Source organism: Oxalobacteraceae bacterium OTU3CAMAD1 (assembly GCA_024123915.1).
Lineage (GTDB): Bacteria > Pseudomonadota > Gammaproteobacteria > Burkholderiales > Burkholderiaceae_D > Rugamonas.
In genome coordinates this window covers 2,908,345-2,931,037 of the sequence record CP099650.1, presented here as the reverse complement: position 1 = coordinate 2,931,037, position 22,693 = coordinate 2,908,345, and the positions used below count along the sequence as shown (strand labels likewise).

At 66.7% G+C, this 22,693-nt stretch carries 17 protein-coding genes and 1 pseudogene; 7 read left to right on the top strand and 11 right to left on the bottom strand.

The annotated features are described in order from the left end of the window. Nucleotides 1–6: 6 nt before the first annotated feature. Both NHH88_12670 and NHH88_12665 read right to left on the bottom strand, forming a co-directional pair. A pseudogene (locus tag NHH88_12670) lies at nucleotides 7–231 on the bottom strand (PIN domain-containing protein). Beyond that, nucleotides 228–482 carry a plasmid stabilization protein gene (locus tag NHH88_12665; protein ID USX16576.1) on the bottom strand — a complete coding sequence of 85 codons (255 nt, stop codon included), beginning with the start codon at nucleotides 480–482 and terminating at the stop codon, nucleotides 228–230. The pseudogene NHH88_12670 and the gene NHH88_12665 overlap by 4 nt, the downstream one beginning before the upstream one ends. 236 nt (nucleotides 483–718) lie before the next feature. Between NHH88_12665 and NHH88_12660 the strand changes: the two genes are divergently transcribed. Next, nucleotides 719–2,902, top strand: a complete 2,184-nt coding sequence (locus NHH88_12660) for a TonB-dependent siderophore receptor (GenBank protein USX16575.1) — start codon at nucleotides 719–721, stop codon at nucleotides 2,900–2,902. 42 nt (nucleotides 2,903–2,944) lie between these two features. Here the strand turns inward: NHH88_12660 and NHH88_12655 are convergent, their stop codons facing one another. Continuing rightward, a complete protein-coding gene (locus tag NHH88_12655; protein USX16574.1) occupies nucleotides 2,945–3,271 on the bottom strand; it encodes an NIPSNAP family protein in 327 nt (108 codons plus the stop codon). A 219-nt stretch (nucleotides 3,272–3,490) separates the two neighbouring features. Here NHH88_12655 and NHH88_12650 point away from each other — a divergent pair, with 219 nt between their 5' ends. Continuing rightward, nucleotides 3,491–5,251: an amidohydrolase gene (locus NHH88_12650; protein USX16573.1), complete on the top strand. Its 1,761-nt coding sequence runs from the start codon at nucleotides 3,491–3,493 to the stop codon at nucleotides 5,249–5,251. A gap of 63 nt (nucleotides 5,252–5,314) precedes the next feature. Continuing rightward, nucleotides 5,315–6,292: a transporter gene (locus NHH88_12645; GenBank protein ID USX16572.1), complete on the top strand. Its 978-nt coding sequence runs from the start codon at nucleotides 5,315–5,317 to the stop codon at nucleotides 6,290–6,292. 24 nt (nucleotides 6,293–6,316) lie between these two features. Here NHH88_12645 and NHH88_12640 read toward each other — a convergent pair whose 3' ends face one another. After that, nucleotides 6,317–7,444, bottom strand: coding sequence for a PAS domain-containing protein (locus NHH88_12640; protein USX16571.1), 1,128 nt, complete (start codon nucleotides 7,442–7,444; stop codon nucleotides 6,317–6,319). A gap of 45 nt (nucleotides 7,445–7,489) precedes the next feature. Next, complete coding sequence (locus NHH88_12635; GenBank protein ID USX16570.1) at nucleotides 7,490–10,438, bottom strand: diguanylate cyclase; 2,949 nt, start codon at nucleotides 10,436–10,438, stop codon at nucleotides 7,490–7,492. A gap of 163 nt (nucleotides 10,439–10,601) precedes the next feature. On the opposite strand from NHH88_12635, the gene NHH88_12630 reads away from it, so the two are divergent. Together NHH88_12630 and NHH88_12625 are read left to right on the top strand one after the other, a co-directional pair. Then, nucleotides 10,602–11,888 (top strand): ABC transporter substrate-binding protein, encoded by a 1,287-nt coding sequence (locus NHH88_12630; protein ID USX16569.1) that lies wholly within the window; start codon nucleotides 10,602–10,604, stop codon nucleotides 11,886–11,888. Nucleotides 11,889–12,014: 126 nt separating this feature from the next. Continuing rightward, nucleotides 12,015–12,860 carry a DUF1080 domain-containing protein gene (locus NHH88_12625; protein USX16568.1) on the top strand — a complete coding sequence of 282 codons (846 nt, stop codon included), beginning with the start codon at nucleotides 12,015–12,017 and terminating at the stop codon, nucleotides 12,858–12,860. Between the two features lie 7 nt (nucleotides 12,861–12,867). Here the strand turns inward: NHH88_12625 and NHH88_12620 are convergent, their stop codons facing one another. From NHH88_12620 to NHH88_12605, 4 genes are all read right to left on the bottom strand, one after another. After that, entirely contained in the window at nucleotides 12,868–13,326 is a 459-nt protein-coding gene (locus tag NHH88_12620) for a DUF2147 domain-containing protein (protein ID USX16567.1), read from the bottom strand. A 70-nt stretch (nucleotides 13,327–13,396) separates the two neighbouring features. Further along, entirely contained in the window at nucleotides 13,397–13,798 is a 402-nt protein-coding gene (locus NHH88_12615; GenBank protein USX16566.1) for a hypothetical protein, read from the bottom strand. A 16-nt stretch (nucleotides 13,799–13,814) separates the two neighbouring features. Beyond that, nucleotides 13,815–14,612 (bottom strand): SDR family oxidoreductase, encoded by a 798-nt coding sequence (locus NHH88_12610; protein USX16565.1) that lies wholly within the window; start codon nucleotides 14,610–14,612, stop codon nucleotides 13,815–13,817. A 321-nt stretch (nucleotides 14,613–14,933) separates the two neighbouring features. Further along, nucleotides 14,934–16,124, bottom strand: a complete 1,191-nt coding sequence (locus NHH88_12605; GenBank protein USX16564.1) for a DNA-binding transcriptional regulator — start codon at nucleotides 16,122–16,124, stop codon at nucleotides 14,934–14,936. Nucleotides 16,125–16,287: 163 nt separating this feature from the next. On the opposite strand from NHH88_12605, the gene NHH88_12600 reads away from it, so the two are divergent. Then, entirely contained in the window at nucleotides 16,288–16,476 is a 189-nt protein-coding gene (locus NHH88_12600; GenBank protein ID USX16563.1) for a hypothetical protein, read from the top strand. 12 nt (nucleotides 16,477–16,488) lie between these two features. On the opposite strand, the gene NHH88_12595 is transcribed toward NHH88_12600, so the two are convergent. Next, a complete protein-coding gene (locus NHH88_12595) occupies nucleotides 16,489–18,747 on the bottom strand; it encodes a beta-glucosidase (GenBank protein ID USX16562.1) in 2,259 nt (752 codons plus the stop codon). A 363-nt stretch (nucleotides 18,748–19,110) separates the two neighbouring features. Between NHH88_12595 and NHH88_12590 the strand changes: the two genes are divergently transcribed. Next, the gene (locus NHH88_12590) at nucleotides 19,111–21,255 is read left to right on the top strand and encodes a beta-galactosidase (GenBank protein USX16561.1); all 2,145 of its coding nucleotides are present in this window, start codon (nucleotides 19,111–19,113) and stop codon (nucleotides 21,253–21,255) included. Here NHH88_12590 and NHH88_12585 read toward each other — a convergent pair whose 3' ends face one another. Continuing rightward, nucleotides 21,256–22,470: an AraC family transcriptional regulator gene (locus NHH88_12585; protein ID USX16560.1), complete on the bottom strand. Its 1,215-nt coding sequence runs from the start codon at nucleotides 22,468–22,470 to the stop codon at nucleotides 21,256–21,258. Between the last annotated feature and the right edge of the window lie 223 nt (nucleotides 22,471–22,693).

Below are 22,693 nucleotides of genomic sequence, written 5' to 3'. Positions count from 1 at the left end.
ATCCGGAAGTATCCGATCCTTGAACAAGTCGGTCAGGCCATCAAGCACCCGCGCCAAGTTGTCTTGACGCTTACCGGCAGGAAGCGCGCCTACCCCAAACAATAGCTCGGCCAGCGTCACGCTGGACAAATACATGGTTTCTATAGCTTGATGATTCAACCAGGCCCGTACGACCGGGCTGGCTGCGGACCTCATCATCTCCGAAACAACATTGGTATCGAGAAGAATCACTCAAGCCTCGGCGGATCGGCCGGTGTCTTATCCATCGTCCGCTGCAAAGCCTCGATATCCTCATTCGTCAATCCTGTGCCTTGAACCAGGGCGGCCATGGCATCGCCAAGGCGCACGCGGTCCACGGGTTTCACCGCAGCAGAGAGGATCTCGCGGACCTCGGCCTCCGTGCTTCGTCCGTGCTGAGCGGCGCGTAGGCGCAAGGCGCGATGTATATCGTCCGGCAGATTACGCACAGTCAACATCGCCATAACATCACCATATTAAACACTCGATGCATTCATTCTAGAGTATCGAATGCATTTTGCAATCTATAGATATCGCGACCGCAGGCAAGCCAATAGCATCGACTAAACAAACGCGACAGTAATTCGTCTGGGGTTACATACGGCCTAATTCGCTCCACCCGCCGGCGCGCACGACCGCCCCTTGACATGCCGCGTAGCCTGTCACCACCACGATTTTTCCACCCGCAATCGATCTCCTCATGCATCCACTTGGCCATTCCGATACCAACACCGCCTCCACCATCGCGCTCAAACCCCTCAGCCGCGCGCTGCGGGCGGCCCTGTTCGGCCTGCTAAGCGGCGGCGCCGCCCAGGCCGGCGCCATGGAAGCCGAAGCCGACAACGCCGGCCTCCCGCTGCCGACCGTGACGGTGACCGGCCTGCGTGGCGCCGACGGCTCGGCGGCCGACGGCTACCGCGTACGCCGGTCCGGCATCGCCGGCTTCAGCGACCGGGATCTGCTCGACACGCCGTCGTCGGTCAAGGTGCTGCCGGCCGAACTGCTGCTGAACCAAAAGATCGACACCATTGCCGGCATCGACCGGCTGGACGCGAGCGTGGGATCGTCGGCCGCCAGCCCGGGCTGGTTCAGTTCGCCGACCATCCGCGGCTTCACGCTCGATAACGCCAGCAATTTCCGCTACAACGGCCAGACCATGGTCAACCAGCAGGCCACCGCCCTGGAGAACAAGGAACGGGTCGAGATCCTCAAGGGTCCGTCCGCGCTGCAGGCGGGCTTCTCCGCACCGGGCGGCATCATCAACTACGTCACCAAGCGTCCCGACGGCGCGGCCGTCACCGACGTCCATCTGTCGGCCACCCAGTACGGCAACTACAGGGTGCATGCCGACGCCAGCCGCCGCAGCGACGACGGCCGCTTCGGCCTGCGGGTCAACGCCGCCTTCGAGGACGAACGCTCCTACGTGCGCGATATCGACGGCAACCGCAGCTTCCTGTCGCTGGCCGCCGACGCGCGCATCGCTCCGGACACGCTGCTGCAACTCGACTTCGAACACGAACGACGCGACCAGAACGCCCAACCGTTCCTGGAGCGCAGCAACGGCAAGCTGCCGACCGGCTTCGATCCGCGCACCTTCCTGGGACAAAGCTGGACGCGCTACCCGACCAAATTCAACCTGCTCAGCGGCAAGCTCGAACACGCCTTCAACGAGCAATGGTCGCTGGCACTGGACGCCAGCTGGATGAAGCTGCGGCGCGACCAGAACCAGATCTGGTCGGTCGCCAACATCCAGCCGGACGGCACCGGCACCGTCGCCCTCTATTACAGCCCGGACCAGACGCGCGAACCGGTCAACGCCAGGGTCATCGTGAACGGCGTCTTCCCGACCGGTCCACTCACCCACCAATTGGCCTTCGGCCTGCAGGCGCACGAGTTCAAGTCCCGCTATGGCGGCGGCTTCTGGGGCAACATCGGCACCAACAACATCTACCGCCCGGTGGCCATCGCCAACCCGAATGTGACCGTGCCCGCCTCGGCGCTGGCCGAACATACCAAGGAACGCGGCGCGTTCCTCAACGACGCGATTGGCCTGGGCGACGCCTGGACCCTGCACCTCGGCGGCCGCTACGCCGACCGCCAGCAGATGCGCTACAACACCAACACAGGCGCCCTCACCCGCCGCTACGAAAAATCCGTGTTCACCCCGAGCGCGGCCATCGTGTTCAAACCGGCGGCCAACGTCGCCGGCCACGTCAGCTATATCGAAGGTTTGGAGGGCGGCGGCGAGGCGCCGGTCGGCACCACCAACGTTGGCGCGCAGCTGGCGCCGCTGGTCAGCAAGCAATGGGAGGCCGGCGTCAAGGCCGACCTGGCCGGGGGTCTCTCGGCCGAAGCGGCCCTGTTCCGCATCGAGAAGGCCGCCGAGTTCACGCAAACCAACGGCGATGGTACCCGCACCTATGTGCAGGATGGGTTGCGCCGGCACCAGGGACTGGAACTGTCGCTGACCGGCAAGCTGTCACGTGCGTGGACGCTGTTCGCCAGCGCCATGCTGCTCGACGCCAAGCTGGCCAGGACCAACCTCCCGGCGACCGAGGGCAAGCGGCCGGCGGACACGCCCAGGCAACGGCTGGCCGCCACGGTCGAATACGCGCCCGGCGCCTTGACCGGCTGGACCTTCTCCGGCAACTTGACGCATACGGGCGAACGCGAGGTGGTCGCCGAGAACACCGGCGAGGCCGCGCCCGCCTATACCATCTTCGGCCTGGGCGCGCGCTACCAGACCAGCATCGCGGGCACGCCGGCGACCTTGCGCTTTAATGTCGACAACGCCTTTAACAAGCGCTACTGGGCGTATGCCAGCACCTACGTCAACGCCGGCGCGCCGCGCACCGCCAGCGCCAGCCTGGCGCTGCATTTCTAGCCAGCCAACGGCAGGCGCCGGGAGGAACACATCAATTGATCCTCACCGCACCGACGAATAGGCGGTCGGTTCCAGGAAGGAGTTGTCGATGCGCTCGACGATGACGCCGTCGGCCTCCGATGCGGCGCGCGCGGTCAGCCATTCCGGATCAGTGGCGAAGGCGTTCCATTTGGTCTCGCGCTCGGCCAGGCTTTCCCACTTCAGCAGATAGGTCAAGGTCTGGTTGCTGGGCCCGACCACGGTGGTGAAGAAGCCGGCTTGCTCGATACCGTGCTTCTGCCACAGCGGCAAGGTCACGTGCGAAAATCGTTTGTGCAAGGCCGGCAGGCGGCCGGCGGCGCAGTGGTAGACGCGTAATTCGTAAATCATCAGTTCCATCCTCGAAGTATTGGTGGCTCGGCAGCCGGGTTCGCCGAAGCCTGGATTCTACCCGGAAGCCGGCCGGGCCGGCCGGCCCCGCGCTCCCTCCCCACTGTCGCGCGCCACGTCTTTATTGTGCGCGACCTCCCAATTGGTACATGACGCGCCGCCGGCGCGCTCCCTACACTGGTCTTGTCGTACACAACAAGACTTATAACGGGAGAAACCATGCAATTGGAGACACATACCATCCGCTACCGGGTGGCGACGCTGTGCGCCGCCCTGGCATTGACAACGGCGGCGACCGCGGACGCGGCGCCCCGGCAGAAGCGTCAAGCACCGGCCGACCTCGTCGTGCGCAACGGCCTGATCCACACCATGGCGCGGCCGGGCGAGCAAGTCCAGGCGTTCGCCGTGCGCGACGGCCGCTACGTGGCCGTCGGCGCCAACGCCGCCATCGACCGCCTGGTCGGCCCCGCCACCCGCGTGGTGGACCTGGCCGGCGCGATGGCCATGCCGGGCATTAACGACGTCCACATGCATCCGCTCGACGGCGCCTACGAGGATCTGTTCGCCTGCAACGTCGGGCCGGATAGCGACCTGCCTCAGATCGTCGCCCGCGTGGCCGACTGCGCCAGCCGCGCCGCGCCCGGGGACTGGATCGTCGGCGGCGCCTGGAGCAGCACCTTGCTGGGGCAGCTGTCGACGCCGGCCGCGCTGGCCGCGCTCGACCGCGCCGGCGCCGGCCATCCGGTGGTGCTGCGCGACGACTCCTTCCACAACCGCTGGGCCAACAGCGCCGCGCTGCGCCTGGCCGGCATCACCGCCGCCAGCGTCTCGCCGGGCAACGGCGTGATCGACAAGGACCCGGCCACCGGCGCGCCGACCGGACTGCTGAAGGAGTTCGCCGCCTTCGCCACGCTCGAACAGGCGATCCCGCCGCGCACCGACGCGCGCCAGTCGCAGGCGGCCGCCGCCGCCGGCCTCACGCTGGCTTCCTTCGGCATCACCGGGGTGCAGGACGCCTACGCCAACGAGGCCATGCTGCGCGTCTGGCGCCAGGCCGACCGCGACGGCAAACTGCCGTTGCACATGGTCAGCTCGCTGCCGGCGATGCCGGCCGCCGGGACGGACGAGGCCGCCACGCGGGCGTTGCTGGCCGGGCGCCGGGACTACGCCGGCGCCCACCTGCATCCGACCTTTGCCAAGCTGTTCCTCGACGGCGTGCCGCCGGCGCGCACCGCCGAGTTCCTCACCCCCTACCTGCCCGACCAGGAACACGGCGCCCATTTCCACGGCAAGAGCAACTTCACCCGCGCGCAACTGGCGGAACGGCTGGCGGCGCTGGACCGCGAGGGCATCGCCGTCAAGCTGCACGCCACCGGCGACGGCTCGCTGCGGCTGGCGCTCGACGCCATCGAGGACGTGCGCAAGCGCAACGGCATGCCGGGGCAACGCCACCAGATCGCCCACGCCTCCTTCATTGCCGACAGCGACATCGGCCGCTTCAAGCGCCTGAACGTGACGGCCGACATCTCGCCGATGCTGTGGTATCCGACCGGCCCGGGCATGGCCATCGCCGCCGCCATCGGCGCCGAGCGGGCCGCCCGCATCTTCCCGGTGCGCAGCCTGGTCAAGGCCGGCGCGCTGGTGGCCGGCGGCTCCGACTGGCCGGCCGGCCAGTCCACGCCCGATCCATGGCTCGGCATCGAGGGACTGGTCACGCGCCGCGATCCGCTGCGGCGCATACCGGGCGCGCTGTGGCCGGAGCAAGCCGTCGACCTCGACACGGCCCTGCGCATCTACACCATCAACAGCGCCACCGCGATGGGCCTGGGCGCCACCACCGGCTCGATCGCGCCGGGCAAGTCGGCCGACTTCATCGTGCTCAACCAGAACCTGTACGCCGTCCCCGCCGAGCGCATCCACGAGACCAGGGTCGAGCACACCTATTTCCAGGGCCGCCAGGTCTACACGCGCCCGCGCTGATGCGCCAACCGATCACCGCCGGCGCCAACGGGCGCCGCGACCACCTTATTTGAAGGACTCATCATGCGCTTCTCCACCGCCCGCCATCCGGCGTCGTCCCGTCACGCCTTTGCATTCACCTCCGCGCGGGTCACCGCACTGCTCGCCGCGCTGGCCATCACCCTGCTGCCGTCCGGTGCCGCACACGCCGTCGAAGGCGGCGCCCCGATCACGCCGTTCGGCGTCAACGACTTCGGCGCCGGCATCCTGCCACCGCCATCGGACCTGCCGGCCATCGGCGTCCGCGCCACCTCCTACCACGCCAACCAGTTGCGCGACGGCCAGGGACGGCACGCGCCCATCGGCGCCGACCTGACCGTCACCAGCGTCGGCGTGGCGCTGATCAAGATGACCCGGACCACCTTCTGGGGCGTCAACTACGGCTACGGCGCCGTGCTGCCCGTGCTGGACATGAAGCTCGACCTGACCATTCCCACCCCGGCCGGCCCGCTGCGGCAGGCGGGCAGCCGGCGCGCGCAGGGCGATATCCAGCTGATCCCGGCGGCGCTGCAATGGACCGCGCCGGGGCTGTTCCAGTACGCGGCAGTGATGGTGCAGGCGCCCACCGGCGCCTACGACGCCGCGCGCCTGGTCAACCCGGGCACCAACCACTGGACCGTCTCGCCGACCTACGCGTTCACCCACATCGGCCGTGGCGGCTTCGAGGTGTCGTCGAGCATGCAGGTGAACTTCAGCACCCGCAACCGCGACAACGGCTACCGTTCCGGCGCCGAGTGGCAGCAGGAGTTCGCCGTCGGCCAGCACGTGGGCGACTTCACCGTGGGGCTGGGCGGCTACGTCTACCGCCAGATCGGCGGCGACCATGTGCATGGGGTCGGCGTGGGCAACCGCGCCGGCGTGGCGGCGCTGGGCCCGGCCGTGAGCTTCTTCCGCCCCGGCTCGGGCTTGCCCAACATCTGGCTGCACGCCTACAAGGAGTTCAACGGCAGGAACCGCTCGCAGGGCACGCAGATCGCCTTGCGCGCCGCCTTCGTGCTCTGACGCGCGGGCGCTGGAGCGCCATCGTCAGTCCGGGCCGTCGCGTTCGATCAGCTGCGCGGCGGCCGATGTCAGCAGCAATCCCACCAGCTCGGCCTGGCGCGTGGCGCCGGTCTTGGCGAACACCTGCTTGACCTGTCCGCGCACGGTGCCGATGCCGACGCCGCGCTGCGCCGCATATTGTTCCAGCGTGTTGCCGGCCACGAGGCCGGCCGCCAGGCGCGCCTCGGCCCCGCTCAAACCGAACAGGCAGGCGATCGCCTCGGGCGACATGGCGGCCCCGGCGCCGGCGCGGGTCAGCACCAGGAACACCACGCCGTCGACGCGCCCGGCCGCTGCAACGGGCGGCGACTGGAGCGCGACATGCAGCGGCCCGCCCCCGCCGCCCAAGGTCAGGAAGGCGCTGGCGCGGCGGCCTTCGGCGACATCGGCGATCAACCCGCGCAAACGCTCGGCGTCGTCGCGCCGGGCCAGCCGCAGCCGGCCGTCGCGCAGGTCGATGCCGTCACCGGCCCGCAACAAGGCGCCGGCGCTGCGGTTGTGCCATTGCACCCGTCCCGCGCCATCGCACATCAGCATGCCGGCGCGCAGTTGGTCCAGTTGCTGGTGCAAACGCCGCTGCCGTTCGGCCTGGACGCCCAGCGCCAGCTGCAGTTCGCAAGCCTGCCGCACATGCGGCGCCAGCGCGGCGAAGCGGGCCACCTGCGCGGCCGAAAAATCGGCGCCATCGTCCAGGCCCCGGTGCAGCGCAAGCCCCAGATAGGCGCCCTCGCCCGCCGCGCATAACTTGCCCATGAAACGCCCCAGGCCGCGCTCGGCCAACTGCGCCTGCATGCGCGCCTGCTCGGCGTCGCCCGGGTCGAACAAATCATCGTCGCGAACCACCCGGTCCAGTCCCCGCGCAATGCGGCGCAGGGCGATGCGCGGATTGCCGGCGCCGGCCAGCTCGTTCTTGGGCCCGGCCTCGCCGGCCAGCGTGGCGTGGTCGGCGCTCGACCAGGCCACCGCCAGCCCGGTCCGGTCGTGTTCGATCCGCTGGACCACGGCCGAGCGCGCGCCCGTCTCGCGGCAGATCTGATCGAGCACGCCGGGCCAGCGGCCCGGTTCCCCTGGACAGGCGTACAGATGAAGCAAAAGCTGGTCCGAGACGGTCATGGGCGGGTCCTTGGGCGAGTGCTTGGGCGATCGTTTGGCGGACGCTCAGTGGTCGGCCGGTCCGGCGTATTCTACGCGGTTGCGGCCCAGTTGCTTCGCGCGGTAAAGGGCCAGGTCGGCGCGCCGCACCAGCTCCAGGCCCGCCACCGGCTGCGCCGGATCGAATTGGACCACGCCGAAACTGGCCGTCACCGCCAGGGTGCGGCCCTCGCCGATGTCGAACGGCGTGGCCGCCACCGCCGCGCGCATGGCGTCGACCCGGGACGCGCCGGTGGCCTGGCTCAAGTCCGACAACAGCACCAGGAATTCCTCGCCGCCGTAGCGGCCCACCAAGTCGTAGGCGCGCAGGCCGTCGGCAAGGCGCGGCACCAGCTCGCGCAGCACGGCGTCGCCGGCCAGGTGGCCGTGGGTGTCGTTGATGCGCTTGAAGTGGTCCAGGTCCAGCAGGCACAGCAGAAAGGTGTTGCCCTGGCGTTCGGACTTCAGGATTTCCTGGTCCATCATCTCCAGCATCGCCACCCGGTTCCACGCCTTGGTCAGGCCGTCGCGCAGCGCCCGCTCGCGCAAGGCCTCCTGCGACAGTTCGAGCTCGCGCGTGCGCGCCTCCAGCTCGCCGGTGCGCTCGCGCACCAGGCGCTCCATCTCGGCGTTGTGGCGGCGCAGGCCGCGCACGCGGAAGCGGTACAGTCCCCACAGCGCGAGCATGGCCAAGAGCGCGCACAGCAGGAAAAACCAGTCGCTCAACCACCACGGCGGCAGGATGGTAAAGGGCAGCTCGCGCACGTCCGACTTGCTCTGGGTATCGAGGTTCTCGACCGCGTATTGCAGCCGGTACTGCCCCGGCGGCAACGCCGCGTAACGCAGGCGCGGCACGGCGGTGGTGGTCCATTCCGTCTCCAGGCCGGCCAGCCGGTAGCGGAAGCGCAAGGCGCCGCGGTGCTGGTAGCTGAGGCTGGCCAGGGTGAGGTTGAGCGCGCCGGCCGACCACGGCAGCGCCTGGCCGTCGCGCAGCGTGAAGGTCTTGCCGTCGCGCTCAGCCGACTCGACGATGGCCGACATCGCGTACGGCGCGAACAGCCGCCCCGGGCGCTTCACCTGCGAGGCGCCGTTGGCGCTGGCCAGCCACAGGGTGCCGTCGATGTCCTCGTACAGGGGCCGCGTGCTCAGTTCGTTCCACACCAGGCCGTCGCCGTTGTCGAACTGGCGCCACTCGTGCCGGTTCCACACCAGCAGGCCGGCGTCGGTGGCCAACCACAGCCAGCCGTCGCGGTCCTCGTGGATGGCCGCGAGCGACTTGCCCTGCAACAGCGGGACCGCCTGCGCGCGCTTGACGAAGCCCTGCCCGCGCAACTCGAAGCGCAACAGCACGCCCGGGCTCTGGCTCAGCCACACGGCGCCGTCGGCGGCGCACGCCATCGCCTGCAGCTCCGGCTGCCCCACGTCCGATATCGGGTAGAAGTTCCAGCGCCCCTGGTGCAGGCGGCGCAGCGTGATCCCGGTAATGAACCACAAGGTGCCGTCGGTACTCTCGCAACTATCGATCCCCGGGTCCAGCACCAGGCCGTTGTCCGGGGCCACGCCGGCGGGCCGCCGCGGCGCTTCGCCCGCCCCGGGCCGCTCGATCACGTACACGCCCTCGTAGGTGCTGATCCACAGGCGCCCGCTACGGTCGACCATCAGTTTGAGGATCATCGGCAGCGTGGCCACCTGCGTGACGGCGCCGGTGCGCCCGTCCTCGCGCATCAGCGAGCCGACGTAACTGGAGGTCCATATATTGCCCTGGTGGTCCAGCACCATGCTGTTCCATTGCTGGGGCGGGTAGCCGGGCGCCGGCACGGCCCGCGTGGGCGCGCGTCCTTCCAGCATGGCCATGCCGGAACGGGTGCCGATGCGCAGACGGCCGTGGACGTCGCGCAGGAAGGCGAGCACCTTGTCGTCCGGCAGCCCCTGCGCCGCGCCCCAGTTTTCCCAATTGTCATAGCCCAGCCAGCGCGCCAGGCCGTGGCCGCCCGTGCCCAGCCACAACCCCTGGTCGCGGTCGACCAACATGGCCGGCACGCCGCTCCCCATCTTCAGGCCATTGGGCGGGCCGAAAAATTCCCAGCGCCCCGCGCGCCAGCGCGCCACGCCGTGGTCGACATTGAGCAGCATGCGTTGGTCGCCGTCCTCCACCAGCGTGGTCGACGCCGTGGCCTTGCGCATGACGTCGCCGGGCGGCGTGCGGTCGACGAAACGCCCGGCGCCCGCCTCCAGCACGATGACGTGGCGCGCCCCGCGCGCCCACAGCGCGCCGTCTGCCGAACGCCGCAGATTGACCCACTCGTCCTCCGGCACGCCGGCGGCGGCGTCCCACACGGTCACGCCGCCATCCTCCGTGCCCGACGTTGTTGCGCACAGCGCCTTCCCGCAGCCCATCCACAGCCGCTCGCCGCCGTCCGCCATGATGCTGTTGACCACCTTGAGCGCGGGCTGGCGCAAGAGCTGTTCTTCGGTGAAGTAGTCGCGCACGGTGACCTTGCCGCCCGCCTCGGTCAGCCGCAGCAGGCGCTGGTAGCTCACCGCCAGCACGCTGTCCCCCGGCCCGTCCGCCAGCGGCTGGCCGGTCGCGATCCAGAAGTCCCGCCCCTCGATTTTGACTGTGGCCAAGCGCTCGCCCACGCGCAGGTACAGCGTTTCGCCGGCGGCGATCCACAGGCGCTGCCGGCGGTCGGCCAGCAGCGCGCTGATCTGGGTGTTCGCCAGCCCTTCGGCCTGGCCGAAGCGCCGGAATTCGGCGCCGTTGTAGCGGAACAAGCCGTTATCCGTCCCCGCCCACACATAGCCGGTCTGGTCCTGGACGAGCGTGTTGATCGACAAATTGCCGAGGCCGTCCTGCTGGGTCAGGTAGCGCAGCGGCACCTGCTGGCCCGACACTGCGCCGGGCCAGGCAAAGGCGAGCAGCGCCGCAAGCGCCAGCATCAGTTGGGACAGGACAGACGAATATGGCGTGGACATAGTCATTGCAGTATAGCAACGATCATCGCGACAAGCAGGCTCTACAGCAGGCTGTACAAGAAGTCGTCCCAATTACGCCACAGAGCGGCCCCGGCGCGCGCCGGCGGCGGCCAACAGGGCCATCGGAGTTGACAGCGCCCGCCATCGCGCACAAACTTTATTGATGCATCCCACTCCGATTCCGCGCCGTTCCCGCATTGCCGCCATACGCAACCGGGGCTGGCTGGCATGGGCGCTGCTGTGTCCGGCCTTCGGGGCGAGCGCCGCCACCGCCCCCACCGAACACCTGGTGATCGACTACGTGGTGTCGAACACCCCGCAGCGCACCACCTGGGTCGGCATCATCGATGAATTCGCCGCCGCCAATCCGGACATCCGCATCATCCACCAGGGCTATCCGCAGGAGGAGTACAAACGCGGTTTCACGGCCCGGCTGCGCTCCGGACGGGCCGACCTGGCGTTCTGGTACGCGGGCGAGCGCCTGGGCGACGCCGCCAGGAACAAGCTGCTGTCCCCGCTCGACGCCGAGCTGGTCGCGCTGCTGAAGAAAAAGAAGTTCTCGCCGGCCACGCTCGACGGCACGCGCATCGACGGCGCCGTCTACGGTTTTCCGCTGTACTACTATGTCTGGGGCTTCGTCTACCGCAAGTCGCTGTTCGAGCGGCTGGGGCTCCGGCCGCCGACCACGTGGGCCGAGTTCCTGCACACCTGCGAACGGCTCAAGGCGGCGGGTGTGACGCCGCTGGCGGTGGGCGCCAAAAGCGGCTGGCCGGCGGCCGGCTGGTTCGACTATTTGAACCTGCGCATCAACGGCATCGACTTCCATCGCAAGCTGGTGCGCGGCGACGCGCGCTTCGACAGCCCGCAGGTGCGGCGCGTGTTCGATGTCTGGGGCGATCTGCTGCGCAAGGGCTACTTCCTCGAGGCGACGATGGAGCAGGAGCCCGAGCGCGTCATGCCCTATGTGTACCGCGACCGGGTCGGCATGATGCTCTCGGGCAGCTTCGTCGCCTCCCGGTTTCCCGCCGCGATCGCCGCCGACATGGGCTTTTTCGGTTTCCCGAACCACACGCCGGGCGTGCCCGCGTACGAGGAAGCGCCGATCGACGTGCTGGTGCTGCCGGCGCGCGGCCTGAATCCGCGCGCCCGCAAACGCTTCCTCGCCTTCCTGGCCGAGACCGGCGCCATGCGCAAGATCGCCGAGGCCGACCAGACACTGTCGGCGCAGGTGGACCCGAACCCGCGCCCCATCTGGCTGGGCGACGCCCCCGCCCGCGTGTGGGGCGCCGCCGCCGGGCTGACCTTCTTCTTCGACCGCGACGCCAAGGCCGAACTGGTCGGCCCCACCTACGACGGGCTGCGCCGCTTCCTCCAGGCGCCGCACGACACCGATCAGGTGGTGCGCTACATCGACGAGGCGATCAGGAAAGCGCGGACCGACATCAAGTAGTGCTGCCAGCACCCCTGTCAAAATTCGGAGATTTTTATAACGAAATCGGCGATCCCGGCTTTTTCGGGCCCGCCCGCGCCGACGCGTGATAGATTCGTTTTTTTCCAAAAAAGGAGACGAATCGATATGAAAAACCTGTTCACCAAAACCGCCTTGCTGGGCGCCCTGTTCGCGCTGGGCTGCACGGCGTCGGCCGCCGACGCCGGCCCCTGGAAATCGCTCTTCAACGGCAAGGACCTGGCCGGCTGGAGCACCTACGTCAGCATGCAGCCAACCACCGAAGGCATGAAGACGCCGACGTCGGTGCGCGGGGTGGACAACGACCAGCGCCGGGTGTTTTCCGTGGTCGACGGCATGCTGCGCGTCTCGGGCGAGGAATGGGGCAGCGTTTCCACCCTGGACGAGTATGAAAACTTCCACCTGAAGTTCGAATTCAAATGGGGCGTCAAGAAGTGGCCGCCGCGCGAGAACGTGATGCGCGACAGCGGCCTGCTGTACTACGCGGTCGGCAAGGAAGGCGCGCAGGACGGGCACTGGATGCGCAGCCACGAGTTCCAGCTGCAGGAAGGCGACTGCGCCGATTACCACAGCCTCGACGGCGTGGCCGTCGACGCCCATGTCGGCGACGCCAACCAGGGCGACTGGAAATTCTACCGCTACGAGCCTTCCCTGCCGCTGCGCAAAGACATCAAGGCGCGCATCCTAAAGAAGGGCAATTTCGAAAAGCCCAGCGGCGAATGGAACACGATGGAAGTGATCGCCGACGGCAAGACGCTGGTCCACATCGTCAACGGCCGCGAAGTGCTGCGCATGACCAATTCGCGCCAACTGGTGGACGGCAAAATGATTCCGCTCACGCGCGGCAAGTTCTCGATCCAGTCCGAGGGAGCCGAGGCGTTTTTCAAGGATATTCAAGTGCGAAAATTGAACGCGCCGGTGCCGCCACCGGCGCCGGCCAACAAACCCGGCTGACGGCGCCCTACTCCTGCCGCACCCAAGTCTGGCTGCGGCCCAGCATCGGCACGCCGATATAGCCGCGCACGTTGAGCTTCTTGCCGCCGTCGGCCAGTTGCACCTTGCTTGAGTACAGCTTGCCGTTGTCCGGATCGAGTATCTGGCCATCGGCGTAGGCGTCGCCATCCTTTTTCAGGCCGCTCAAGATGACCAGGCCGACGATGGGCGCGTCCTTGTTGGCGCCTTCGCACTTCTCGCACTTGGGGTTCTGGCTTTCGGTCGGCCCCGGGAACACTTTTTCGATCTTGCCCTCCAGGGTGCCGTTGGTCTCGGTGATGCGGATCAGCGCCCTGGGCTTACCGCTGACGTCGTCGATGTTTTTCCATAGCCCGGCCGGCGAGGCCGTCTGGGCCAGCACCGCCGGCGATACCAGCGCGGCGGCCAGCGCCAGCGTGGCGACACATGATTGTTTGAATGTATGCATTGCAAAGGTCTCCTTGACTACGATAATTAAATGAAACGCGCGGGGCCGGCCCGCTATGCCGCAGGGGCTGCTATCGCCGGCCGGCCCGCGAGCGCAGGGGCTGCGAGCGCCCCACGTACAGGAACGCCAGCGCCAGCGAGACTTCGAGCGCGACGGCCACCAGGATGTGGGGCGAAACGCGCCCGGTGGCGAAGTCGACGACACCGATGGCCGCCAGCATCAGGCCGATCAGCACCAGGCCCCTGGCCAGCGCCGAGCGCGCCGTCGAGGGCTCGGCGTTCCTGGCCAGGAAGAACATGGCGGCCAGTCCCACATACAACGCCGCCGAGCGCCGGCCCAGCACGGAGGCCGACGGCGTCAAGGCCAGCCCCCAGTCCGACAGCGGCAGGCCGGGCGCCAACAACCACAGCGACCCGATCAACAGGAACAGCAGCGAGGTCGCGATGGACAATCCGCGGAAGCTCAGTTTCATGGCGGCTCCGTTCGGGTCAGGCCGGCAGCAGGCGCGGGGCCGCCTTGCCGGTTTGCGTGGCGGCGAACAACGCGCCGCGCGCGGCCTCGTAGCGGTCGATCAGGCCCGCGTCCGCCACCGATGGCAAGGTGAGCGTTTCGCCCTTGTCGAACGCGGACAGGGCCGCGTCCACCATGTCGTCGGTTGTCATGACCGATTCCGGATTGAGCGCCGACAGCGGTACGCCGGAGTTGTCCCACACCTCGGTGGCGGTGGACGCCGGCAACACCGCCTGGACCCGCACCCCGGTGCCGGCCAGTTCCTGCTCCAGTCCCCGGCTGAACGCCACCACGAAAGCCTTGGTGCCGCTGTAGACGGCACTGATCGGCAGCGTGTGGAGACCGAGGACCGAGGCGATGTTGATGATCGCGCCCTCGTTGCGCGCCTTCAGACCCGGCAGGACCGCATGCGTGAGGCGCGTGAGCGCCGTCAGGTTGAGCGCGATCTGCGACAGCGAGTGCTGCACGGGACTGGCCGCGACGGGCGCCAGGCGGGCGATGCCGGCGTTGTTGACCAGGATGCCAACGGCGGCGTCGGTCGACAGGATGTGCTCGACGCTGGAGACGCCGGCCTCCGTCTCCAGGTCGGCGACCAGCGCCCTGGCGCTCACGCCGTGTGTGCTCTCGATGCTCGCCGCCAGCGCCTGCAGGCGGTCGGCGCGGCGCGCCACCAGGATCAGATCGTAACCGCGTCGCGCCATGCGGTCGGCGTAGACCGCCCCTATGCCCGACGACGCACCGGTGATTACTGCAATTTTTTTGGCTGGGGTGGACATCGTTGCTTCCTTATCGTTGAGTTGTATTGCCTGACGAGGTGGTGTGGCGCTCGGCGCACGATATGACGATCATCATATTGCTGGTTAAAAAAAACGGCCAACCGTCGCCCTCCTTCACCGGCGGCCTGCCGGTGAATTTATGACGATCATCATATACTACTTTCTTGGAATGTGCGCAGCCGAATTTTCGGGACGCGCCGGCCGGGTTCCCGACGTAGCGGGCGTGGTCCGGCATTGCCCGGACGGCGTGCGCGATGGTTGCGCGCACGCACTCGAGATGCGTGCGGAGCGCCTGCCTGGCGGTCGGCGCCCCGGGCAACCTCAGGCCGCCTCCATGTTCTCCCCCAGCACGCGGTCGCGGTAGGCACGCGGGGTGCAGCCCAGCTCGCGCTTGAACACCAGGTGCATATATTGGGTGGAGGTGAAGCCGCAGCCCAGCGCGACGTCGGCGATGCTGCGCTCGCGGCCCTGCAGCCCGGCCTTGGCCGCGTCGAGCTTGAAGCGCAGGATCATGTCGTGCACGCTGCAGCCCAGCTCCTCGCGGAAATAGGCTTCCAGCGACGAGCGCGACACGCCCACGTGTTCGGCCACTTGCTGCGTCTTGATGCCCTGGCAGCCGTACTGGCGGATGAAATGGCAGGCCCGCATCACCTGCGGATGCCTGATGCGCTGGTGCTCGCTGGAAGCCAGGATGTTGATGCCGGCCGGCGGCACCTGGATGCGGGTGTGCGGCAGGCGCACGCCGTGCAACATCTGGTCCAGCAGGTGGGCGGCCGTGCGGCCCATCTCCTGCGCCCCCTGGATCACCGAACTGAGCGGTATCCGGGTCAGCATGCGCACCATCGGGTCGTTGTCGATGCCGATCAGCGCCACCTGCTCGGGCACCTCGATGCCGCCGATGATGCAGGCTTGCAGCAGCTGGCGGGCGCGCGCGTCGGTGACGGCGATGATGCCGACCGGCTTGGGCAGGCTGCGCAGCCAGTCGATCTGGCCGCGCATCGACTCCTCCCAGGAAGAGGCGCAGGTTCCGTTGCCATGGAAGATTTCGCCCTCCATGCCGTCCTGCCGCATCAGGCCGAGGAAAGCGTTTTCGCGCTCTTGCGCCCAGCGGTTCTCGCTGGTCTTGGGCAGGCTGAACATGGCGAAGCGGGACAGGCCGACGTCGATCAGGTGGTCGCGCGCCATTTTGATGAGCTTGTAATTATCGGTGGCCACGTAGGGGACACCGACCGGGTAGTCGGCCGGATCGGCGTAGGAGCCGCCCACCGCCACCACCGGAACGCTGCAGTGCGACAAGGCGTCGGCCACGGCGGGATCGTCGAAATCGGCGATGATGCCGTCGCCTTGCCAGCGCTCTATGCCGGACAGGCGCAGGCGGAAATCCTCTTCCAGGAACAGGTCCCAGGCCGCCCGCGTGCTACCGAGATAAGAAGCGATGCCGGCGGTAACTTCACGATCGAAACTCTTATTCGCATTAAATAACAGGGCAATACGACGTACTTTCGCAGTCATGGTCTTCGTCTCCGATTTATATGTTTTATCCGGGCGCTTTATGGCAGCGCCTCGGTCAATAAATCCTTCGCCGCCCCCGGCTAGAAGCCACGTGGCGAAGTTGAGCCCAGCATATAATCGGCCCCGGCGCACTGATAACGGGCCCATAAGGATTCGTAGTACGGTGCAAAAAGTGCGAGAAGTTCTGCAGAAAGTACTACAAACGCCAGAAAGCCGCGTTGGTCCGGTGACACAAGTAGCGCATTGCAAAAAAGAAACCCCAGAAACGCTTGGAGAATTAAAAGCTTTTATTACCCTGGTGATGATTAAAATGAGAAAGTGGCCGCAACTTTATATTGCGGCCTCTATTTAAAATACGCCGGTCTTATTTACCCTTGCGGGCGCGCAGCGGTTTTCCATTGACGTCATAAACGGCCGCCTCCAGCCGCACCACCTTGCTGATTGCCTGCCTGTCGCCGGCCGCCGCCGCGTCCGCCGCGAGGATGACTTTATAGTCGCCCTTGGCCACTCTCCAGGTTTTGCTGGCGGAGTCGTACATCGCCAGCAGGCGCGGATCGACGGTGATGGTCGCGTTGGCGGCGCCGCCCGGCGCCACCTCGGCCTTATGGAAACCGGCCAGTCGCCTTGGCGCTTCCCAGCGGGCGTTGACCGGGGCCACGTAGACCTGGGCCACTTCCTTGCCTGCCACCTTGCCGATGTTCTTGATCGTGAAGGACGCGCTCAGCACGCCGTTCTTGACGCCGGCCGACAGGTCCGACAGCGTGAAATCGGTGTACGACAAGCCATGGCCGAACGGGAACAGCGGCGTCAGGCCCTTCAGGTCGAACCATTTGTAACCGACGGCGGCGCCCTCGTGGTAGGTGACGTCGAAGCGACGGTCGGCCACTTCCGGATAACCGTCCAGGGTCGGGCGGGGCAATTGCGACTCCGACGCCGGGAAGGTGGCCGGCAGGTGGCCGGACGGGTTGACCTCGCCGAACAGCACGCCGGCGATCGCCTCGCCGCCGCTGGTGCCCGGATACCACGCCTCCAGCACCGACGACACCTTGGGCAGCCACGGCATCGTCACCGGACCGCCGGTCTCCAGCACCACCACGGTCTTGGCGTTGGCGGCGGCCACGGCGGCGATCAGCGCGTCCTGCCGGTCGGGCAGCGACAGGTTGGGCACGTCGAGGGATTCGGTGGTCCACTGGGTGGCGAACACCACGACCACGTCGCTCTCGCCCGCCAGCTTGGCGGCGGCGGCGGCATCGGCGCCGTTGTGATAGGTCACCACCGCGTCCGGCAGGCGCGCCCGGATCGCCTTGAGCGGCGAGGATGGATAGATCATCACCGGACCCGGCCAGGTCTTGGGCAGCAGTTCCGGCGCCGCGTTGCCGCCGGCCGGATACACCAGCGACGAGCCGCCGCCGGCCATCACGCCACGATCGGCGTAGCCGCCGATGACCGCCACGCGCTTGACGGATTTGTTCAGCGGCAGCAGGTTCGCGCTGTTTTTCAGCAGCACCATGCCCTCTTGCGCGTCCTTCATCGACACGACGGCGTTCGCCTTGAAGTCGATGCTGTCGACGGCCGGCGCCACCGGGTGGTCCACCACGCCGTGCTCGAACATCGCGTGCAGGATGCGGCGCGCCATGTCGTCCAGGCGCGCCTGCGGCACCCAGCCGTTGAGCACCGCTTCCTTCAGCGGCGGGCCGAAGTAGTCGGACAGGTCGAACGGCATGCCCGATTGCTGGTCCAGCCCGGCGTTGGCCGCCGGGATCGTGCTGTGCACGGCGCCCCAGTCCGACATTACCCAGCCCTTGAAGCCCCAGTCCTTCTTCAGCACCTCGGTCAGCAGATACTGGCTTTCGCAGCCGTAAAAACCGTTGACGCGGTTGTAGGAGCACATGACCGAACCGGGGTTGCCATCCTCATAGGCGATCTGCAAGGCCAGCAGGTCGGACATGCGCGCCGACCGGTCGTCGATCTTGACGTTGAGCGTCATGCGCCCCGTTTCCTGGTCGTTCAGCGCGAAATGCTTCAACGTCGAGACTACGCGCTGGGACTGGATGCCCTTGATCTGCGCGCCGACGATCTTGCCCGCTAACAAAGGATCTTCGCCGCCGTATTCAAAATTGCGCCCGTTGCGCGGCTCGCGCATCAGGTTGACGCCACCGGCCAGCAGCACGTTGAAGCCGTAACCGCGCGCCTCGGCGCCGATCATGGCGCCGCCTTCGTAGGCGGTTTTCAGGTCCCAGGTGGCCGCGGTGTTCAGGCCGGACGGAAGCGCCGTGCCGGCCCGCACCTCGGGTCCGCCCTGGCTGGCGACGCCCAGGCCGGCGTCGGTCTCGCGCAGGTGCGGAATGCCCAGGCGCGGCACGCCGTAGACGAAGCCGGCAGACTGCGGGTGTGCGCCCTCGGGCCGCTTGGTTTTCTTCCCTTCGTTGTCCATGCCGAAGTAGCCGTAGACCAGTTTCAACTTCTCGTCCATCGTCATTTGCTGCAGCACCAGGGCGGCGCGTTCGCCGGCGTCCAGGCGCGCGTTCATCCACGGTTGCGCGGCGGCTTCGGCCGCCCAGGCGCTTCCATAACACAGGGCCACGGCGGCCGCCAACACACTGATCTGCTTCTTGAAACTCATCGTTGCTTCCATCGGTATTGATTGAGTGGTGAAAATAAGTGGTGAAAACGAGTGGTGAAAAAAAGGGGGCGGCCGAAGCCGCCCCTAAAGTGCCTTTGGAGAGGCAGACAAACACAAGCGGGTTACATGAAACAATTCCGTGCAGCCGATGTGATGACTCATTGTGGAATCTGCGCCGCCATGCCGCAATTGCAATATTCGTCAATGCGGAACATGAAATTGCGCAGCGCGGCGAATACTGACAAATCATTGCGCCCGCCGGTGAATTTTGTAATTGCGCGGCAGGCCCGTCCGTGGCCCAATGGGCGCGCGCCCGCTTTATTACACTGGCGCCATAGACAAAATAAATTAGGAAGACACCGAATGCTGAAACGTACCCTCCTCTCCTGCGCGCTGTCGTGCATGCTCGCGGCCGCGCTGCACGCGCCGGCCGCCGCGCAAACGGCGCCCGCCACGCAGACCACCCCGCCGGAATTTCCCACCGTGCTGTACGGCGCCGCCTACTACCACGAGTACATGCCCTACGAGCGGCTGGAAAAAGACGTGGCGATGATGAAGGCCGCCGGCTTCAACGTGGTGCGCCTGGGCGAATCGACCTGGAGCCTGTGGGAGCCGGAGGACGGCCGCTTCGAGTACGCGTGGATGGACCGCGTCATCGACGCCATGACCAAGGCCGGGATCAAGGTCATCATGGGCACGCCGACCTACTCGATTCCCGCCTGGATGGCCAAGCAGAACCCGGAAATCCTGGCCCGCAAGTTCAACGGCGTGCAAAACACCTACGGCATGCGCCAGAACATGAACACCGACTCGGCGGCCTACCGCTTCTACGCCGAGCGCCTGATCCGCAAGATCGCCACCCGCTACAAGGACAACCCCAACGTCATCGGCTGGCAGGTCGACAACGAGACCGGCACCTACGGCGCCGCCAACGACGACGTCTTCGTCCGCTTCCAGCATTATCTTGAAAAGAAGTTCGGCACGCCGGAAGCCCTGAGCAAAGCCTGGTTCCTGAACTACTGGGGCCAGAACCTGCACAGCTGGGTGGACCTGCCGCGCCCGGACGGCGCCCAGAGCACCGGCTACAAGCTCGAATGGTCGCGCTGGGGCCAGATGCGGGTGACCGACTTCCTGCAATGGCAGACCGCGCTGATCCGCGAATGCGCCTCGCCGCGCCAGTTCGTCACGCACGATTTCGCCGGCTCCATGCACGGCGACGTCAACGAGGTGGCGGTATCGCGCAAGCTCGACATGCCGGCCGTGAACGTCTACAACTGGGGGCCACGCGAGTACTACAACGGCGCCGGGCAGACCTTGGACGCCGACTTCACGCGCTCGCTCAAGCGCGGCAATTTCCTGGTGACGGAGACTAACGCGCAAACGACCGACTGGAGCTCGTCGTTCCAGTATCCGCCGTATGACGGCCAGTTCCGCCAGGACGTCTACACCCACCTGTCCAACGGCGCCAACATGGTCGAATACTGGCACTGGTCTTCGGTCCACGCCAACCAGGAAACCTACTGGAAAGGCGTGCTGTCGCACGACCTGGAGCCGAACCGCGCCTACGCGGAAATGAGCCGCACCGGACAGGAGCTGAAGAAGATCGGCCCGCGCCTGGTCAACATGAAGATCAAGAACGACGTCGCCATCCTGTGGAGCCGCGACTCGCTCAACGCGCTCAACGACATGCCCTTCGCCAAGGAATCGCAATGGGGCGCCAGCGGCAACAAGGCCGACTACGGCTCGCTGGTGCGCCAGCTGCACCGCCAGCTTTACGACATGAACGTCGGCACCGATTTCGTGTTCGACGACACAGAGGATTTCTCGTCCTACAAGATGCTGGTGGTGCCGTCTCTGTACGTGGCCGACGACGCGCTGCTCAAGCGCATCTCGGACTACATCCGCAAGGGCGGCCATGTCGTGATGACCTTCAAAAGCGGCTTCGTCAACGAGAATGCGGCCGTGCGCTGGACCATGGCGCCGGGCCCGCTGCGCGAGGCGCTGGGCTTCCACTACCAGGAATTCTCCAACCTGGCGCAGCCGCTGGCCTTGAAGGGCGATCCCTTCCAGGCGGGCGCCGACAACCAGGTCAAGCACTGGGCCGAGTTCCTGCAGCTGGACACGGCCAAGGCGCTGGCCTGGTACGACCATTCCTTCTTCGGCCGCTGGCCCGCCATCACGTCCAACCAGTTCGGCGCGGGCAAGGTGGTGTACCAGGGCACCTATCTGTCGGACAAGCTGCAAAAGGCGGTGTTGCAGTCGTCGCTGCGGGAATTGGGCATGATGGGACCGGACCAGCAGTTGCCGCCGGGCGTGCAAACGCGCACCGGCATCAACGGCTTCAAGCGCGCGGTGCACTACTACTTCAACTACAGCGGCGCCGAGGTGAGCTTCAACTATCCGCGCAAGGCCGGCACCGAGCTGCTGGCGGGACGGCGCGTGGCCGCCGCCGAGAAGCTGACCCTGGGGCCGTGGGAAGTCGCCATCGTCGAGGAAGACGGCAAGTGATCAGGGGCCGGCCGTCTCTTCGGAGCGGCCGGCCTCCGGTGTTTCGGTTGGCGCCTTGTCTGGTTGGGTGGACATGGCACGGAAGGCTTTCGGCGTGCAGCCGTATTCCTCCTTGAACAGGCGGTTGAAGTAGGACACGTTGCCGTAGCCGACCGAGTAGGCGATTTCCGCCACCGCCGCGCTGTTTTTCTCGGCCAGCAACCTGGCCGCCTCCGTCAGGCGCAGCTTGTTCAGGTAACTGGTGAAGGTCATGCCCAGTTCGGCCTTGAGCACCTCGTTGACCTTGTTGCGGTTGGCGCCGGTCCCGGCCACCACGCCGTCAAGATCCAGCCCCTGGTCGGTATAGTTGGTCGCGATGAAGCGCAGTACCGACGCTTTTTCCTTGTCCTTGAAAGGCTCCAGGGTCAACTGGCGATAGGCGACCAGCGGCAAATCCTTGTGGATCTGGGAATCCCGGTTGGCGATCAAAGCACGCGCCTGCCCGCGGAAAAACCATACGGCGAAGCCCAGCCAGCTGGCCAGCGTGAGCACCGCCAGCGCGACCAGATAGCGGTAGTCGCGGCCACGCAAGGTCAGCTCGCTCACCTCAAGATAGGAATCGATGTCGCGGCGACTGAAGGGAGCGGTGCCAAAGACGATTTTCGACACGCCGTCCAAGGTATAGCCCTGCTCCGCCAGGTCCAGTTTCATCTGTTCGAACCACCACTGCGGCATGGTGAAGCGGGTCATGTCCAGCGACACCGGCACGCCCTGCTCGTTGCACGAGAAGTAGCTGCCGGGCGAGCGGTAGGTCTCCGGTTTGCCCAGCGTGGAAATCCTGGCGTCGTAGGTGGAAATGACCAGCGACATCGTATTGGCCGGCGAGCATTTGGCCAGGAAGCTGATGGTGGTGTACTTCGACCAATCCATGTGGGCCTGCTTGCCGTGCTGGTCCTCCAGCACCAGCTCGGTTGAGACATAGGGGAATGGCGCCTTGTCGGTCAGCTTGAAGTCGAAGCGCATGCGCTCGCGCGACGGCGCCGGCATGCGCACCGACGACGTTCCCGCCGTCGCCTGGTCCGAATAGGTGCGGTAATGCCAGCGGGCGTCGTCCCGCTGCGCCGGCAACAGCGAAAATGTCGGATAGCTCCGATAGATGAAAAAGCCCGCCAGCAGCGCGTCCGCAGCCACCAGCAGCAGGAGCGCGATCAGCGCTCTCTTGTAGAAATCTTGCATTGCGTTTTGAAGTCTCAATCCTTTTGAAGCATCACCTCAGCTCGGGTGCGCGCTCGCATCATAGCAGTTCAGTCCGGCAGCACGGCGGCTGCCGGACACAGTGGCGCATTTCCGCCACAACGCTCCCGATTGCGGGCGCGACCAGGACAGGTGCGGCGGCGGCCCATCGGGTAAAATTAACGCGCTGGCAATAAATCGCCCGCCATCCCTCCACCAGATCCCG

Excerpts from the sequence above, each read along its gene's own strand:
- NHH88_12665 (USX16576.1), bottom strand. The coding sequence starts at position 482 with ATGGCGATGTTGACTGTGCGTAATCTGCCGGACGATATACATCGCGCC.
- NHH88_12660 (USX16575.1), top strand. The coding sequence starts at position 719 with ATGCATCCACTTGGCCATTCCGATACCAACACCGCCTCCACCATCGCG.
- NHH88_12655 (USX16574.1), bottom strand. The coding sequence starts at position 3,271 with ATGATTTACGAATTACGCGTCTACCACTGCGCCGCCGGCCGCCTGCCG.
- NHH88_12650 (USX16573.1), top strand. The coding sequence starts at position 3,491 with ATGCAATTGGAGACACATACCATCCGCTACCGGGTGGCGACGCTGTGC.
- NHH88_12645 (USX16572.1), top strand. The coding sequence starts at position 5,315 with ATGCGCTTCTCCACCGCCCGCCATCCGGCGTCGTCCCGTCACGCCTTT.
- NHH88_12640 (USX16571.1), bottom strand. The coding sequence starts at position 7,444 with ATGACCGTCTCGGACCAGCTTTTGCTTCATCTGTACGCCTGTCCAGGG.
- NHH88_12635 (USX16570.1), bottom strand. The coding sequence starts at position 10,438 with ATGTCCACGCCATATTCGTCTGTCCTGTCCCAACTGATGCTGGCGCTT.
- NHH88_12630 (USX16569.1), top strand. The coding sequence starts at position 10,602 with ATGCATCCCACTCCGATTCCGCGCCGTTCCCGCATTGCCGCCATACGC.
- NHH88_12625 (USX16568.1), top strand. The coding sequence starts at position 12,015 with ATGAAAAACCTGTTCACCAAAACCGCCTTGCTGGGCGCCCTGTTCGCG.
- NHH88_12620 (USX16567.1), bottom strand. The coding sequence starts at position 13,326 with ATGCATACATTCAAACAATCATGTGTCGCCACGCTGGCGCTGGCCGCC.
- NHH88_12615 (USX16566.1), bottom strand. The coding sequence starts at position 13,798 with ATGAAACTGAGCTTCCGCGGATTGTCCATCGCGACCTCGCTGCTGTTC.
- NHH88_12610 (USX16565.1), bottom strand. The coding sequence starts at position 14,612 with ATGTCCACCCCAGCCAAAAAAATTGCAGTAATCACCGGTGCGTCGTCG.
- NHH88_12605 (USX16564.1), bottom strand. The coding sequence starts at position 16,124 with ATGACTGCGAAAGTACGTCGTATTGCCCTGTTATTTAATGCGAATAAG.
- NHH88_12595 (USX16562.1), bottom strand. The coding sequence starts at position 18,747 with ATGAGTTTCAAGAAGCAGATCAGTGTGTTGGCGGCCGCCGTGGCCCTG.
- NHH88_12590 (USX16561.1), top strand. The coding sequence starts at position 19,111 with ATGCTGAAACGTACCCTCCTCTCCTGCGCGCTGTCGTGCATGCTCGCG.
- NHH88_12585 (USX16560.1), bottom strand. The coding sequence starts at position 22,470 with ATGCAAGATTTCTACAAGAGAGCGCTGATCGCGCTCCTGCTGCTGGTG.